The organism is Cytobacillus praedii (assembly GCF_001439605.1).
Taxonomy (GTDB): Bacteria; Bacillota; Bacilli; order Bacillales; family Cytobacillaceae; genus Cytobacillus; species Cytobacillus praedii.
The window spans coordinates 139,401-154,251 of sequence record NZ_LMBX01000005.1 but is presented as its reverse complement, the minus strand read 5'-3'; the positions used below and the strand labels follow the sequence as shown (position 1 = coordinate 154,251).

Sequence of the window (14,851 nt, the reverse complement as noted above, 5' to 3'; positions counted from 1 at the left end):
AGCCCTACTTCACTCAATTAGTAGGGCTGACTTTTTATTATTATACCATTACCTTGCAAATGTCATTTGTAAATTCAACAGGATCCTGAATTGGCAAGCCTTCGATAAGAAGTGCTTGATTATAAAGAAGATTTGTATATAAGCTTAATTTTTCTTTATCCTTTTCAAAAGCATCCTTTAATGACTTAAATACATCATGGTTTAAATTGATTTCTAATACTTTATCTGCCTTTACATTTTGATTGTCAGGCATCATATTTAATACTTTTTCCATTTCGATCGTTACTTCCCCATCTGCCGATAGGCATACAGGGTGTGATTTCAACCGTTTTGAAACTCTTACTTCCTTGACTTTTCCTGATAAAATTTCTTTCATCGCATCAAAGAGCTCTTTATTTTCCTCTTTCTGCTCATCATTGTTATTATCATTTTCATCCGCTTCAATGCCTAAATCACCGCTAGAGACAGATTTGAATTCCTTCTCTTTATAAGTCATCAGCATTTTGATAGCAAATTCATCGATGTCCTCTGTAAAATATAAGAGCTCATAGCCTTTCTCAGCAACGATCTCTGTCTGTGGAAGCTTATCTATTCTTTCCACTGAATCGCCAGAAGCATAGTAAATAAATTTTTGATCCTCAGGCATTCTTGAAACATATTCATCGAGTGTGACCATTTTCTTCTCTTTTGATGAATAGAACATTAATAAATCCTGAAGCATCTCTTTGTTGCTGCCGAAATCACTGTAAACACCAAATTTCAATTGGCGACCAAAGGATTTGTAGAATTCATCATATTTTTCACGGTCATTTTTTAATAAGCCTTGAAGCTCACTTTTGATTTTCTTGCTGATATTTTTAGCAATTAGCTTTAACTGGCGATCATGCTGAAGGATTTCCCTTGAGATATTGAGTGAAAGGTCCTCTGAATCGACCATCCCTTTGACAAAGCTGAAATAATCAGGAAGTAAATCTGCGCACTTGTTCATAATTAAAACGCCATTTGAATAGAGCTCTAATCCTTTTTCAAATTCCTTAGAATAATAATCGAATGGAATTTTCTCCGGGATAAATAGAATCGCATTGTAGCGAATCGTTCCATCGACGCTTACATGAATATGCTTTAACGGCTTATCAAATCCATAGCGCTTCTCCATGTAAAATTTCTCGTAATCCTCATCAGACAGCTCGCTTTTGTTTTTCCGCCAAATTGGCACCATGCTGTTGATTGTTTGTTCCTCAATATACTCTTCATATTCATTCTCACTGCCTTCTTTCGGACGGCTGCTGCTCATATCCATCTTAATCGGGTAGCGAATGAAATCGGAGTATTTTTTGATGATAGATTTTAATGAATATTGTTCTAAATACTCATCATAATTATCATCTTCTGTATTCTCTTTAATTTTCAAAATGATTTCTGTTCCAACTGAATCTTTTTGAACAGGCTCGATTGAATAGCCATCTGCCCCTTCTGATTCCCATTTGAAAGCTTCATCACTTCCTTGAGCCTTACTGATTACAGTTACAACATCTGCAACCATGAATGCTGCATAAAAACCAACACCAAATTGACCAATAATATCATGACCATCTTTAATTTCATTTTCAGTCTTAAAAGCTAGAGAGCCGCTCTTCGCAATAATTCCGAGATTGTTTTCCAGCTCCTCTTTGGTCATTCCTATACCAGTATCCATAATTTTCAGCAACCGTTTTTCTTTATCTGGAACAACCTTTATGTAGTAGTTATCCTTTTCAAAGGTTAAATTATCATCTGTTAATGCCTTATAATAGATTTTATCAATCGCATCACTTGCATTAGAAATCAACTCACGTAAAAATACTTCTTTTTGAGAATAAATGGAGTTGATCATCATTTCTAATAGTCTTTTAGATTCAGCTTGAAATTGCTTTTTTTCCATTTTAAGCGCTCCTTTCAGTTCTATTCACTATTTTAGCACTCTACTCTCCAGAGTGCTAAAACCTTTTATTAATTTAATAACATATCCTAGTATTTCTAGTCAATATATGAACTTATTTTTTCATAAAGCTTTTACCATACCGCCATCAATTAAAATCGAGCTGCCAGTAATATATGTATTTGCATCTGAAGCAAGAAAAGTAACCATATTTGCGAATTCCTCTGGTGTCCCGTACCTTCCGAGCGGGATTGCTTTGATTGCTTCTCCAACGATTACATTTTTAGATACATTACGATTATCTGCATTTAATTGATCTAAATAGTCAACTCGCTCGGTAGCAATTCTGCCTGGAGCTACCGTATTAATCAATATATTATACGGACCAAGCTCTTCTGCTAAAGTTTTTGTCATCCCTACCAACCCTAAACGGAACGTATTTGATAGGATCAGCCCTGGAATCGGCTGTTTAATCGAGGACGAGGCAATATTAATAATCTTGCCTCCGTTTTTCTTTAAATCAGGCAGTACTTCGCGAATTATTCTGACATAACTAAATAAGTTTAACTGAAAGGCATTTTCCCAATCCTCATCAGTTAATTGATCAAAATTACCACCAGGCGGTCCGCCTGCATTATTTATTAAAATATCAATATCCCCGAAGACCTCCCTTGTTTTTTCTACAAGAGTTTTAATATCCTCTAGCTTAGTTACGTCAGCAACATGATATTTCACTTCACAGTGAGGTTCTTGAAGCAATTCTGCCTGCACCTTTTGTAGTTTCACTAAACTTCGGCTCGTAATCATCACACGAGCCCCTTCTCTGGCAAGCTGAGCTGCAATTGCTTTTCCAAGTCCTTGACTAGAAGCAACTACAAGTGCGACTTTCCCGTTTAGATTTAAATTCATCGAACACTCTCCCTTCATTTGATTCATGCTTAACAAAATCATCCACCCTTTTAATATCAGTTTAAAGAAATAAGGGAAAAAATCAATTTTTCAATATAAAAATAGGGCTTATCCAAACTGAAAAACATTTGGATAAGCCCATCCTTAAAAAACTTATGTTGATTCTGGAATATCTCGATAGAGCCCCTTCTTCAACAAATTCATTTCTATCAAGTACGAATTCATTGCTTCTTCAATCGGAAGATCCCGAGCAAATTTATCAACAAAGCTTCGGAAAGTTACTGCTGCAATAATTTTCAAAACATAAAACAATTCATTCGCATCCAATATGTTTAACAACGACTTATCAATTAATGAACTAAATTTCTCGAAGCTTTCATTTCTCTCATTCGAACTGAAGCTTCTAGAAAAAGTACTTTCGATCCGATGAGTCATATTTAAGAAGGTATTTTTTAAGAAATTAAAATTTTCTTCTTCAGAGATAATGATTCGAAAAAATTCAATCATTGTTTCGAAAATGTCACCATTATTTCTGGTTAATATGTGAATAAAAATATACTTATGTTCTTTCGTAAGTTCATTTAATAAAAAGAAAAAAGCGTCTTCCTTGTCTTCAAAATATTGATAAAAACTGCCCCGGGGGATGCCAGCTTCTTTAATTATATTCGCAATCGAAGCATCGTATAAAGGTACCCTTGAGAATTCCTTTTTTGCTGCATGGATTAATGTTTCCTTCTTATCTTCAGGTAAATTAAAAAACGTAATTTTGGGCATTTGCTCGCTTCCTATCTACAAATTATTCAACTAGATTAGCTTTTTTCATAATTGGTAATAAAAAGTCTACAGGGAGACGGAATCTTTCATTATTGATTGACAGTTCGTTTAAGTCTTCTTCATGATTTAAAAGTTCTTTAATTTTATTCATTTCTTTATGAATGCTCTCCATTTTCTTATCTAATTGAGCTGCAGTCATTGCGGCCTCACGCAGATCATCTTTAATCGTTTGCGGGACCTCTTTATTGTACTTGTAATAAATTTTATGTTCTAAGCTTGCCCAAAAATCCATAGCGATGGTTCGGATTTGAATTTCTACATGGATATGGTCCTCTCGATCGGACATAAATATAGGAATTTTCAAAATCAAATGCAAGCTTTGATATCCGTTGGGCTTTGGGTTTTTAATATAATCCTTACATTCAACAACGGTTATATCCTTTTGATTCTGGAGCATACTGCTAATTTCGTAAATATCAGAAATGAAAGAACAGGTAATGCGAATTGCCGCAATGTCCCTAATATGTTCTCTAATCGATGGCAAGGATAGCTCATATCCTTTTCTCTGTATCTTCTTTAGGATACTTTCAGGAGATTTTATCCTGGATTTCACATGTTCTATCGGATTATAGTCGTGAATATATTGAAATTCTTGTTTTAATATATCTATTTTCGTATTCATTTCGTCCAGTGCAAATTTGTATGACATCATGAAACGAATTAGTTCTGTTTTCAATGTCTTTAATTGCTGTAAATTGCTAGGTGCCGTACTTTCCATGTTTATCTCCTTTACGTGCGATTAATGGCTTATGGCAGTAATTGGTTTATTTATTGGTTTTTGAATGATTGCTGGTCTTTTGCATAATGAAGCATTTACGCCTTTCGATTTTAACTCATTAATAAGCTTCTTTAATTTTTCAATTTCCATTGTTTGCTTCACTCCAATATGACATCTTGTCATCTTATACTTCTATTCTAAATGACACTATGTCATATGTCAATCCTTTTTATGACACCATGTCATTCATTAAAATTAAACAATCCTATTATTTAAAGTCAAGTCCAGTATTCCAGAATGGTCTCCTTTATGTTTTCTCGATGCATAACTAATGGCAGTTGTGCCTTCTTTACTAATTTTGAGCATTTCAGACATATTCTTATGAGCGATGTTTTCTTTTTTTACCATTCTCGGGCAATTGTGTCATCTCGCTCAAAAATAACAATTTCTAATAATAAAAAAACCTTACTGCACAAATGCGCAGTAAGGCGTCAAATTATTCTTTCACAAAATCTATTGTACTTCTGACTGTATCAATCGGCCGAACTAACTTTTCAATTTGCTCTCGTTTATGTTCTAGGAATGGAGGAAGGGATAGCTTCTCACCCAATGTTTCGTATGGTTCATCACCCATAAACCCAGGACCATCTGTAGCGAATTCAAAAAGAATTTGTGGGGCCACTCTTGCATAAAGGGATGCAAAAAAGAAACGATCAACGAAGCCAGATGTTTGAAATCCAAAGCTAGCCATTCGTTCAATCCATTCTTCCAAAACAGAGCGGTCTTCAACTCGGAATGCAGCATGGTGCACTGTACCGTATCCTTGTCTTGCCTGTGGGAGAATAGCATTGTATTCGGCAATAACCTGAGCTCCATTTCCTCCTTCACCAACCTCAAACAAATGGAATGAACCTTCTTGATCTATTTCCTTAAATAATAGAACCTTTTCCGTCATTTCTTTGAAGTAGTCAAAATTTGCGACCCGAACAAAGATGGGACCTAAGCCAGTAATCGCATACTGAAGTGGAATCGGCCCTTTTTGCCATGGAGTTCCTGCCTTGACTCCATTATTTTTTTCATCTGAAATTAACTGATAATGCTGCTCATCAAAGTCAACAAACGAAAGAGTCAGCTTGCCAAATTGCTCCTTTATTCCCGTATGTTTAACTTCAAGCCGATCAAATCGCTTCACCCAATAGTCAAGTGCCGCATCACTTGGAACACGAAAAGATGTTTTTGAAATTTCATTCGTTCCGTGAACACCTTTTGGAATCCCGGGAAAATCGAAGAAGGTCATATCCGTTCCTGCGCTGCCTTTATCATCCGCAAAAAATAAATGATAAGTCTGAATATCATCTTGGTTTACTGTTTTCTTAACTAATCTCATTCCTAAAACATATGTGAAAAAATTATAGTTTTTTTCTGCACTGCTTGTAATAGCTGTTACATGGTGAATTCCTTTTAATCCATTCATTTACTTCTCCTCCATTTATATAAAGTTTAACTTCCATTCTTAAAGAGGTTTTTATCCCCACGAATGGATAGTCAGACCAATCAATCTCAAATACGCCACGGGTTCTCATGCCAACGCATGAATAGAACAATCCTACCCTTCTTTGATATTTACTGGCAGTTGATTCCACACATGCTCTTCTTTGTTTCCCTAGATTATTGAAGTGAGTGGCAGTAAATCAGTGATAAAAATACACTTAATTAATATATTTTGATTTCGAGATAAATATAACATGGTTTAACTTTAATGTAAAGCCTCCTTCTATCATTCCCAATCCTTTCTTTTCTAGCACATCATAAGAATTTCCTTTACAATTATTTTAGTTACTAAGAAAAAGTGTGGTGCTTGCAATGTTTAAACTGTTATTAATAGAAGATGATCGTACATTATTTCATGAAGTTAAGGAACGATTAACTGGTTGGTCATACGATGTATACGGTATTCAAGATTTCAGTAAAGTCATTCAGGAATTTTCGGCTGTGGGTCCCGATTTAGTCATTATCGATATTCAATTGCCTAAATTCGACGGATTTCATTGGTGCCGTATAATTAGAAGTCACTCAAACGTTCCCATTATTTTCCTCTCCTCACGTGATCATCCAACTGATATGGTGATGTCCATGCAGCTCGGCGCAGATGATTTTATACAGAAGCCTTTTCATTTTGATGTACTGGTTGCCAAAATACAGGCAATTCTCCGTCGTGTCTATAATTACAATTCGACTGTGACTAATCTAAAAACCTGGTATGATGCGAAAATCGATTTCGAGAAAAATACAATTACTAATGATGTCGGGACAGTAGAATTGACAAAGAATGAAATCTTTATATTGAAACTGCTTATTGATAGAAAAAATCAAATCGTAAGCCGAGAGGAACTCATTACAAGCCTTTGGGATGATGAGCGATTTATTAGCGATAATACATTAACAGTTAATGTTAATCGACTGAGGAAAAAGCTAGATGAAATCAGATTAGGCTGTTATATAGAAACGAAGATCGGACAAGGATATATAGCGATTGAAGAGGAACTGCCCCATGATTAGAACCTTTCTCAAAGAAAGACGCAGCTGGATCGTCTTTTTTGTTTCAATCCAATTGCTCGCGCTTATCATCGGATATATAGATTCGGCAGGTTCTTTTCGATCTGTTCAATATTATGTTTTTTTATCAACGATTATTTTTATGGTCTTTATCTATGTACGCTATATTAAAGAATCCCGATTTTATCAATGCCTAGAAGAACGTGAAGATGATCTTGATGTTTCAAACATTCCAGAGCCAGACAGTCCTTTTGAATGGATTATCGATAATAGCATCTCTAATCAAATAAAAAGATTAAAGCATGAATCAGAACAAAATCTGCTGTTGCTGGAACAAGAAAAGGATGAGTTGCTGTTATGGATTCATGAGGTAAAAACACCTTTAACAGCTATGCATTTAATGATTGACCGAATAGAAGATAAAATGCTAAAAACTCAGATGACTTATGAATGGCTGCGGATTCATCTTTTACTTGATCAGCAGCTTCATCAAAAAAGGATTCCGTTTATTAAAAATGATTTATATATCGAACATACGAATTTGGAGGACTTGATTTTCAAGGAAATAAGAACATTACAGTCCTGGTGTATGCAAAAAGGCATTGGGTTTGACATTAATTTAGAAGTAGAAGAAGTGCTAAGCGATACGAAATGGCTTAGTTTCATTATCCGTCAGCTGTTAACAAATGCAGTGAAATATAGTGATTCTGCTGATATTATTATTAGGAGCTATCAGGAGGATGAGCATACGAAGCTTGAAGTAAGAGACTTTGGCCGAGGCATTGATCAAAAGGACCTATCACGTATTTTTGATAAAGGATTTACCTCAACAACCAATCATCATGATACTTCATCAACGGGTATGGGATTATATTTGACTAAAAAAGCGGCAGATTCGCTGCAAGTTCGCATCAATGTCCAATCGAGGCTTAACGCAGGAACCACCTTTACACTCATTTTTCCGAAAAAGAATGAATTTGTAAACATAACAGGCATGTGACAAAATTGTCACATGCTATTCTTAATTGTTCGGACAATCGAAGGAAAAGAAAAATGGAGCACTCTATAATAAAAATAGAATTTCACTTTTAAAGGAGAAGACAATGAATATACTCGAAGCTAGTAAGATCCATAAAAGCTATGGCAATAAATTTAACAAGCAAGAAGTTTTAAAGGGCATAGATGTAAAAATAGACAAAGGAGAATTTGTCAGTATTATGGGCGCATCAGGATCAGGAAAAACTACCCTTCTGAATGTACTATCCTCTATAGATAAATCGAGCTCAGGATCTATAATGATTGAAGGCAAAGAAATGACGAGTATGAAGGAAAAGCAGCTAGCAGTTTTTCGGAAGCACTATTTAGGCTTCATTTTTCAAGATTATAATTTGCTTGATACACTTACAGTAAAAGAGAATATCTTATTGCCGCTCTCTATACGAAAAATATCCAAAAAAGAAGCAGATAAAAAATTCAATGAAGTTGCTGCAGATTTAGGGATTCTGGAGTTAAAGGATAAGTATCCAAACGAAATATCCGGCGGACAAAAACAGCGCACGTCAGCCGCGAGAGCTTTTATCCATGAACCAAGCATCATTTTTGCTGATGAACCTACTGGTGCCCTTGACTCTAAATCTGCCTCTGATTTATTGAACAAATTAAGTCAATTAAATAAGAAAAGACAAGCAACGATTATTATGGTTACTCATGACCCTGTTGCGGCAAGCTATTGCAATCGCGTGATTTTCATTAGAGATGGGCAAATCTATACACAATTAAATAAAGGCGAAGAAACAAGGCAAACCTTCTTTAATGACATCATGAAAACACAGGCGATTCTAGGCGGGGTGCAGAATGAGCATTAATCATCTTATCATCCGCAATCTGAAGAAAAATCTAAAGAACTATTATCTTTATGTCTTTGCTCTAATCTTTAGTGTTGCACTTTATTTCGCGTTTGTCACATTACAATACGATCCATCCATGGATGAAACAAAGGGGTCTGTAAAGGGAGCTGCATCCATCCGTGCCGCAACGGTCTTGCTAATTGCGATTGTCTCAATCTTTCTTTTATATGCCAATAATATTTTTATTAAAAGACGCAGCAAAGAAGTTGGCTTATTTCAATTAATCGGCATGACCAAGGGCAAAATTTTCCGTACTCTAACTTTAGAAAACCTTATCTTATATACTGGTTCATTAATTGTCGGTATATTATTAGGTTTCTCAGTCTCAAAATTAATCATTATGATTTTATTAAAAATAACAGGGATTGAAGGAATCGCTTCACTTCAGTTTTCACTAAAGGCGCTAGTCCAGACGGTTATCGTATTTGGTGCGATCTACTTACTCATCATGCTGATGAACTATCTATTTATAAAAAGACAAACCATTCTTTCTTTATTTAGGGTAACCTCAAATACAGAAGGAAAAGTAAAAAAACTGTCTATTTTTGAAATTTTCATAGGGATAGTTGGAATTATTCTAATTATCTTGGGCTATTATGTTTCCTCTAAGCTTTTTGGCGGAGATTTTACCTCTATGATAGAGCTGCTGATTGCCATGCTCTTTATACTTGGATCTGTCATATTAGGGACCTATTTATTTTATAAAGGATCTGTTAGTTTTATCTTTAATCTCATTCGAAAGAAGAAAGATGGCTATTTGAATATCAATGAGGTGCTATCACTTTCAACCATTATGTTTAGAATGAGATCAAATGCTTTATTACTTACTATTATTACAACAGTTTCAGCACTTGCTATTGGTTTACTTTCATTAAGCTTTATATCCTATTACTCAGCTGAAAAAAGCGCTCAGAACAATGTTCCATCCCATTTTGCTTTAACAAACAAGCAGGATGCGGAACAATTAAAAAAAGCTTTAGATGATAATCATATCAAGTACACGGAGAAAGCGATTGATGTCATCCAGATTGGAGCAAATATAAAGAATATAGCTGATTTTAATATGGATGGGATGAACTTTAATCCTGATATCATGCAAATTCCTGTTGTAAGTGACACCGAAATTGAAGATTTAGATTTATCATCAAATGAAACACTTTTTACTGGTTATAATGATTTGCTGGATAAATTTATGACTTTAAAAGAATCTGGCGATATAACATTACTAGGGAAGTCTGAAAAAATCCCCCAGAAATTTATAGGCTTGAATAAAGAATTTATTGTTCCCTATTATTTCACTGGCGGAGGCTTGCCTGTTGCAATTGTAGATGAATCAATATTTGAACGAATGAAGAACGATCTAAATACGGAAATCCAAATGGAATCTAATTTGTATATCAGTATTAATCTAATCAATGATAAAAACCTTGAAAAAGCAAATAAACTTTTTCAAAATATTCATTTCACTGGTCGAGCTGATTCCCAATTAGACATGAGCACAAATCAAAAAATAAACATGGGACTAATCATGTTCATTGTTGGATTTTTAGGGTTAACTTTCTTGATTACATCTGGCTGTATTCTCTATTTCAAGCAAATGGATGAAAGTGAAGATGAAAAACCAAATTATACAATTTTAAGAAAGCTTGGATTTACCCGGGGAGATCTCTTAAAAGGAATTCAAGCAAAACAATTCTTTAATTTTGGGATTCCCCTTGTCATTGGGCTTCTGCACAGCTATTTTGCTGTTCAATCAGGATGGTTTTTATTTGGCTCTGAAGTATGGACACCAATGATCATTGTTATGGTACTTTACACAGCTTTGTATTCCATTTTTGGAGTCCTATCTGTTCTATATTCTAAAAAAGTTATCAAAGATGCGTTGTAATTAGATAAAAAGCGCTTGCTCCCTCTAAATAAATAATAGGGAGACAAGCGCTTTTTCTATATTAACTTATTTTTTCAATAAATTGCTTCATTCGTTTGACCGCTTCCTGCAGCTGCTCCATGGAGGTCGCATAGGAACAGCGAATATGTCCTTCCCCGCTAGCACCAAAGACATTTCCTGGAACAACAGCCACACTCTCCTCTAGTAAAAGCCGCTCTGCAAACTCTTCAGAGCTTAGGCCAGTTGACTCTATCGATGGAAATGCATAAAATGCTCCGCCTGGCAGATGGCACGTTAAACCCATATCATTGAAAGACTGGACAATATAATTTCGGCGTCTTCGGTAGCTTTTCACCATTTCCTCTACATCTGAACGACCATTTTTTAGTGCTTCAATAGCAGCAAATTGAGCCATTGTTGGTGCACACATAATGGCATATTGATGGATTTTCAGCATCGCCTGTGTGATTTCTTCAGGTGCACAAACAAATCCCAGTCGCCAGCCTGTCATGGCAAATCCTTTTGAAAAACCAGAAATTAGTATGGTTCTTTCTCTCATTCCATTTATTAATGCAAGACTTGTGTATTCCTCATCATATACAAGCTCCGCATAGATTTCATCTGCAATGACAAGTAAGTCATATTTATCTGCTATCTCTGCAATATCCTCTAGTTCCTTTTTATTCAGCATCGATCCTGTTGGATTATTTGGCGAACAGAGCATAATGGCTTTCGTCTTTTCAGTTATCACTTCTTCCAGCTGTGAAGGCAATATTTTGAAATCATTTTCCTTTAATGCCTGCACATGAACCGGAACACCGTCTGCCATTTCAACCATTGGTGAGTACGAGACAAAGCATGGTTCAATAATAATAACTTCATCACCTGGATCTAGAATGGTCCTCATCGCGATATCAATCGCCTGACTTGCTCCAACTGTAACAATAATTTCTGTACTTGGAGAGTACGCCACATTAAATTGTTTTTGCATGTAACTAGCAATTTCTTTCCTTAGCTCTAGCAAACCCGCATTGGCCGAATAGGATGTATACCCTTGTTCGATGGAGAGAATAGCAGCCTCTCTAACCGTCCAGGGGGTGACGAAATCAGGCTCACCAACACCTAGTGAGACAACCCCTTTCATACCGGCAGCTAAATCGAAGAACCTGCGAATACCCGAGGGTTTTAATGCTTGAGCTTTTTTTGATAAATAGTTTTTCTTCATTATGGTGACACCACAATTCGTTTGTCATCATCATCAGATTCAAAAATAGTTCCATCATGCTTATATTTTTTCAATATAAAATGAGTAGTTGTTGAAATAACAGAGTCCAGCGTCGAGAGTTTCTGCGAAACAAAATGGGCCACTTCATTCATGGATTTCCCTTCAATTTCAACCGATAAATCATAGGCACCTGACATTAAATAAACAGACTTTACTTCTTTATAACGGTAAATTCTTTCTGCTATTTCATCAAAGCCTACGCCGCGCTGAGGTGTAACCTTTACATCAATCATAGCGGTTAAACCTGAATGATCTTCTACTTTCCCCCAATCAATCACTGACGTGTATTTCACAATGATCTTTTGTTCTTCGAGCTTTTTGATGATCTCTTTTGTTACTGGCAAGCTTAATTGAACCATTTTGGCAAGATCATCCGTATGTATACGCGCATCTTTTTCCAAAATCTCTACAATTTCCAATTCTTTCTCAGTCAGTTTCATCGATGAACCTCCATATATCAAAAAATACGTCTTATTATATCAAATCCGAATCGATTCGAATAGAATCCATTTCCATAGAATAACCGTTCTTTTTTAACAGTATCTGCATTTTGGGAAGAGATATGAGTCAAGCTAGTATTTAATATTGAGCTTTGAGCAATCAGGAATACAAGAAATTTTAAAAGACTTTGTGCTCCAATTTAAAAAAATAAGCGCATGTCCATTATCAAATATAATGGGACATGCGCTTATTAGCTATTTAATGGAACATTTAGTTTTCAAACAAACTCCTATACTCGCCATACCCCTCTTCCTCCAATTTACCTTTCGGAACAAATCGAAGTGCCGCAGAGTTAATGCAATAACGATTATAAAAAGGACCCGGACCATCATCAAAAACATGCCCTAAGTGAGAGTCAGACGTTTTTGAACGAACTTCAATACGGCGCATGCCATGTGAAGTGTCCAATTTTTCTTCAATTTCTGACTTCCGCAATGACTTTGTAAAGCTTGGCCACCCGCAGCCTGCATCGTATTTATCCTTTGAGCTAAACAATGGCTCTCCAGAGATAATGTCTACATATATCCCCTCCTCTGTATGATTCCAAAATTCATTTCGAAATGGAGGCTCTGTAGCATTATTTCTAGTAACTTCATATTGGATCTCCGTTAAATCCTTTCGCAGCTGATCATCGCTTTTCGTCTTTTTCCAGTTTTCACGGATAAAGGGAGCACGGCCGGACCCCTCTTTATATAGATTATAATGAAAAGCGTTCTTTTTATAATAATGCTGATGCTTTTCTTCCGCATGATAAAAAGGAGAAGCTGGTAAAATTTCCGTAACAATCGGCTTGGAGAAACGGCCACTAGCTGCAAGCTCCTGTTTCGAAGCTACAGCCATTTGTTTTTGTTCTTCATTATGATAAAAAATCGCTGTTCGATAAGATTGACCACGGTCATTAAACTGGCCACCCGCATCTGTTGGATCAATTTGCTGCCAAAAAAGCTCAAGCAGCTTCTTGTACGGAAAAATCATTGGGTCAAACGTAATCTGAACGGCTTCATAATGACCTGTTGTATCTAAACAAACCTCCTCATAGGAAGGATTTTCAGTATGTCCGCCAGTATATCCAGAAACTACTTCTTTAATCCCCGGCTGCTCATCAAATGGCGCTACCATACACCAAAAACAGCCACCAGCAAAAGTTGCTTTTTCATAATTATTAGACACTGTTACACCACTCCTTTATAAAAAAACACATTATTAATATTGCATCAAGAATATATTCTAAGATTACCACTATATCTAAAAGAAAAACACTAATGAAGCTGTTTACTCTTCATAAATCATTTTCCGTGTCATCCCTCCATCAACCACAAGATTGACACCCGTTACAAAATCATTTTCTTCTGATGTTAAATAAAAGCAAGCTCTAGCTAAATCTTCTGGCTTGCCAACACGCATAGATGGATGCTGCTCATGATCAATTTTTCTTAAATCAGAATAATTACCTGTTTCAATCCAACCAGGTGAAATGGCATTAACAGTAATTTTGTCACGACCTAACGAAACAGCAAGCGCATGTGTTAAGGAAATAATTCCTCCTTTTGAGGCTGCATAGGCTTCCGAATTCGGTTCTGACATTAGTGCACGCGTGGAAGCAAGATTGACAATCGCTCCGCCATTTTTATTTTCTTTCATAAACTTCGCTGCCTCTCTTGAACAAAGAAATACACTGCGAAGATTTGTATGTAGAATATCATCCCACTCATTTGCTGATAATTCATACAGCGACTTCCATTTTGAAATGCCAGCATTATTAATCAGGATATCGATTTGCCCATACACCTCCTTCGTAGTTTTCATTAAATGTATGATTTCTTTTTCTTTCCGGACGTCTGTCTGAATAAAAAGGGCATTTCCATTATGGCTATTAATATCTGACGCAATTCTTCTTCCAGCTTCCTCATCCATATCAGCAATGACAATTATCGCCCCTTTTTCAGCATAAGCAGAAGACAATCCTTTTCCAATTCCATTAGATGCACCGGTTATTACAACAACTTTTTTTCTGAAATCCATTTTCCCGCGACCCCTTCATCCATATTATTTATTTATACATTATTGCATTTTTAATGCAAAAAAGAAAAAAAACACCCATTGGATTAATGAGTGCATCGTTACGATTATTCGATTACCTTAATATCTGACATTCGAACCAGCTCTACATTATAAAGATGTTTGATATCTTTAATTTCCACAAAACCGGATTCATAAATATGTACAATAATATAGATATCCTCATTATATTTCACCTTATTACCTAAGAATACCAAATCATCCCCACCTTTATAAAGGTTGCCCAATACCAGGGTTGTATGAGTAATTCATTACT

The 14,851-nt window shown here is 35.7% G+C and carries 15 protein-coding genes; 4 read left to right on the top strand and 11 right to left on the bottom strand.

Annotated features, from left to right (window positions below):
• Positions 1-40 precede the first annotated feature (40 nt).
• From htpG to ASU02_RS07580, 6 genes are all read right to left on the bottom strand, one after another.
• Complete coding sequence (htpG, locus tag ASU02_RS07600; RefSeq protein ID WP_057762615.1) at positions 41-1,921, bottom strand: molecular chaperone HtpG; 1,881 nt, start codon at positions 1,919-1,921, stop codon at positions 41-43.
• 120 nt (positions 1,922-2,041) lie between these two features.
• Positions 2,042-2,827 (bottom strand): SDR family oxidoreductase, encoded by a 786-nt coding sequence (locus tag ASU02_RS07595; RefSeq protein WP_057762613.1) that lies wholly within the window; start codon positions 2,825-2,827, stop codon positions 2,042-2,044.
• A gap of 153 nt (positions 2,828-2,980) precedes the next feature.
• Positions 2,981-3,601, bottom strand: coding sequence for a TetR/AcrR family transcriptional regulator (locus ASU02_RS07590; RefSeq protein WP_057762612.1), 621 nt, complete (start codon positions 3,599-3,601; stop codon positions 2,981-2,983).
• 22 nt (positions 3,602-3,623) lie between these two features.
• On the bottom strand, positions 3,624-4,379 hold the full coding sequence (locus ASU02_RS07585) for a GTP pyrophosphokinase (protein WP_057762610.1): 756 nt from the start codon (positions 4,377-4,379) through the stop codon (positions 3,624-3,626).
• A 21-nt stretch (positions 4,380-4,400) separates the two neighbouring features.
• Positions 4,401-4,562, bottom strand: coding sequence for a hypothetical protein (locus ASU02_RS26360; RefSeq protein ID WP_157684493.1), 162 nt, complete (start codon positions 4,560-4,562; stop codon positions 4,401-4,403).
• A gap of 313 nt (positions 4,563-4,875) precedes the next feature.
• The gene (locus ASU02_RS07580) at positions 4,876-5,853 is read right to left on the bottom strand and encodes a ring-cleaving dioxygenase (RefSeq protein ID WP_057762608.1); all 978 of its coding nucleotides are present in this window, start codon (positions 5,851-5,853) and stop codon (positions 4,876-4,878) included.
• A 389-nt stretch (positions 5,854-6,242) separates the two neighbouring features.
• Between ASU02_RS07580 and ASU02_RS07575 the strand changes: the two genes are divergently transcribed.
• The 4 genes from ASU02_RS07575 to ASU02_RS07560 all read left to right on the top strand — a co-directional run bounded on the left by ASU02_RS07575 (position 6,243) and on the right by ASU02_RS07560 (position 10,730).
• Positions 6,243-6,938 (top strand): response regulator transcription factor, encoded by a 696-nt coding sequence (locus tag ASU02_RS07575; RefSeq protein ID WP_057762606.1) that lies wholly within the window; start codon positions 6,243-6,245, stop codon positions 6,936-6,938.
• Positions 6,931-7,935: a sensor histidine kinase gene (locus tag ASU02_RS07570; protein ID WP_057762604.1), complete on the top strand. Its 1,005-nt coding sequence runs from the start codon at positions 6,931-6,933 to the stop codon at positions 7,933-7,935. The genes ASU02_RS07575 and ASU02_RS07570 overlap by 8 nt, the downstream gene beginning before the upstream one ends.
• A gap of 103 nt (positions 7,936-8,038) precedes the next feature.
• The gene (locus ASU02_RS07565) at positions 8,039-8,800 is read left to right on the top strand and encodes an ABC transporter ATP-binding protein (protein WP_057762602.1); all 762 of its coding nucleotides are present in this window, start codon (positions 8,039-8,041) and stop codon (positions 8,798-8,800) included.
• On the top strand, positions 8,790-10,730 hold the full coding sequence (locus ASU02_RS07560; protein ID WP_057762600.1) for an FtsX-like permease family protein: 1,941 nt from the start codon (positions 8,790-8,792) through the stop codon (positions 10,728-10,730). The genes ASU02_RS07565 and ASU02_RS07560 overlap by 11 nt, the downstream gene beginning before the upstream one ends.
• Before the next feature lie 61 nt (positions 10,731-10,791).
• On the opposite strand, the gene ASU02_RS07555 is transcribed toward ASU02_RS07560, so the two are convergent.
• From ASU02_RS07555 to ASU02_RS26355, 5 genes are all read right to left on the bottom strand, one after another.
• Positions 10,792-11,955 (bottom strand): aminotransferase, encoded by a 1,164-nt coding sequence (locus ASU02_RS07555; RefSeq protein WP_057762597.1) that lies wholly within the window; start codon positions 11,953-11,955, stop codon positions 10,792-10,794.
• Positions 11,955-12,455, bottom strand: a complete 501-nt coding sequence (locus ASU02_RS07550) for an Lrp/AsnC family transcriptional regulator (protein WP_057762595.1) — start codon at positions 12,453-12,455, stop codon at positions 11,955-11,957. The genes ASU02_RS07555 and ASU02_RS07550 overlap by 1 nt, the downstream gene beginning before the upstream one ends.
• 271 nt (positions 12,456-12,726) lie before the next feature.
• Entirely contained in the window at positions 12,727-13,686 is a 960-nt protein-coding gene (gene msrA / locus ASU02_RS07545; protein WP_057762593.1) for a peptide-methionine (S)-S-oxide reductase MsrA, read from the bottom strand.
• A 102-nt stretch (positions 13,687-13,788) separates the two neighbouring features.
• On the bottom strand, positions 13,789-14,538 hold the full coding sequence (locus ASU02_RS07540; protein WP_057762591.1) for a glucose 1-dehydrogenase: 750 nt from the start codon (positions 14,536-14,538) through the stop codon (positions 13,789-13,791).
• 104 nt (positions 14,539-14,642) lie between these two features.
• Positions 14,643-14,792, bottom strand: coding sequence for a hypothetical protein (locus ASU02_RS26355; protein WP_157684492.1), 150 nt, complete (start codon positions 14,790-14,792; stop codon positions 14,643-14,645).
• Between the last annotated feature and the right edge of the window lie 59 nt (positions 14,793-14,851).

Coding starts and splice junctions, on each gene's coding strand:
- htpG (WP_057762615.1), bottom strand. CDS start 1,921: ATGGAAAAAAAGCAATTTCAAGCTGAATCTAAAAGACTATTAGAAATG.
- ASU02_RS07595 (WP_057762613.1), bottom strand. CDS start 2,827: ATGAATTTAAATCTAAACGGGAAAGTCGCACTTGTAGTTGCTTCTAGT.
- ASU02_RS07590 (WP_057762612.1), bottom strand. CDS start 3,601: ATGCCCAAAATTACGTTTTTTAATTTACCTGAAGATAAGAAGGAAACA.
- ASU02_RS07585 (WP_057762610.1), bottom strand. CDS start 4,379: ATGGAAAGTACGGCACCTAGCAATTTACAGCAATTAAAGACATTGAAA.
- ASU02_RS26360 (WP_157684493.1), bottom strand. CDS start 4,562: ATGACAAGATGTCATATTGGAGTGAAGCAAACAATGGAAATTGAAAAA.
- ASU02_RS07580 (WP_057762608.1), bottom strand. CDS start 5,853: ATGAATGGATTAAAAGGAATTCACCATGTAACAGCTATTACAAGCAGT.
- ASU02_RS07575 (WP_057762606.1), top strand. CDS start 6,243: ATGTTTAAACTGTTATTAATAGAAGATGATCGTACATTATTTCATGAA.
- ASU02_RS07570 (WP_057762604.1), top strand. CDS start 6,931: ATGATTAGAACCTTTCTCAAAGAAAGACGCAGCTGGATCGTCTTTTTT.
- ASU02_RS07565 (WP_057762602.1), top strand. CDS start 8,039: ATGAATATACTCGAAGCTAGTAAGATCCATAAAAGCTATGGCAATAAA.
- ASU02_RS07560 (WP_057762600.1), top strand. CDS start 8,790: ATGAGCATTAATCATCTTATCATCCGCAATCTGAAGAAAAATCTAAAG.
- ASU02_RS07555 (WP_057762597.1), bottom strand. CDS start 11,955: ATGAAGAAAAACTATTTATCAAAAAAAGCTCAAGCATTAAAACCCTCG.
- ASU02_RS07550 (WP_057762595.1), bottom strand. CDS start 12,455: ATGAAACTGACTGAGAAAGAATTGGAAATTGTAGAGATTTTGGAAAAA.
- ASU02_RS07540 (WP_057762591.1), bottom strand. CDS start 14,538: ATGGATTTCAGAAAAAAAGTTGTTGTAATAACCGGTGCATCTAATGGA.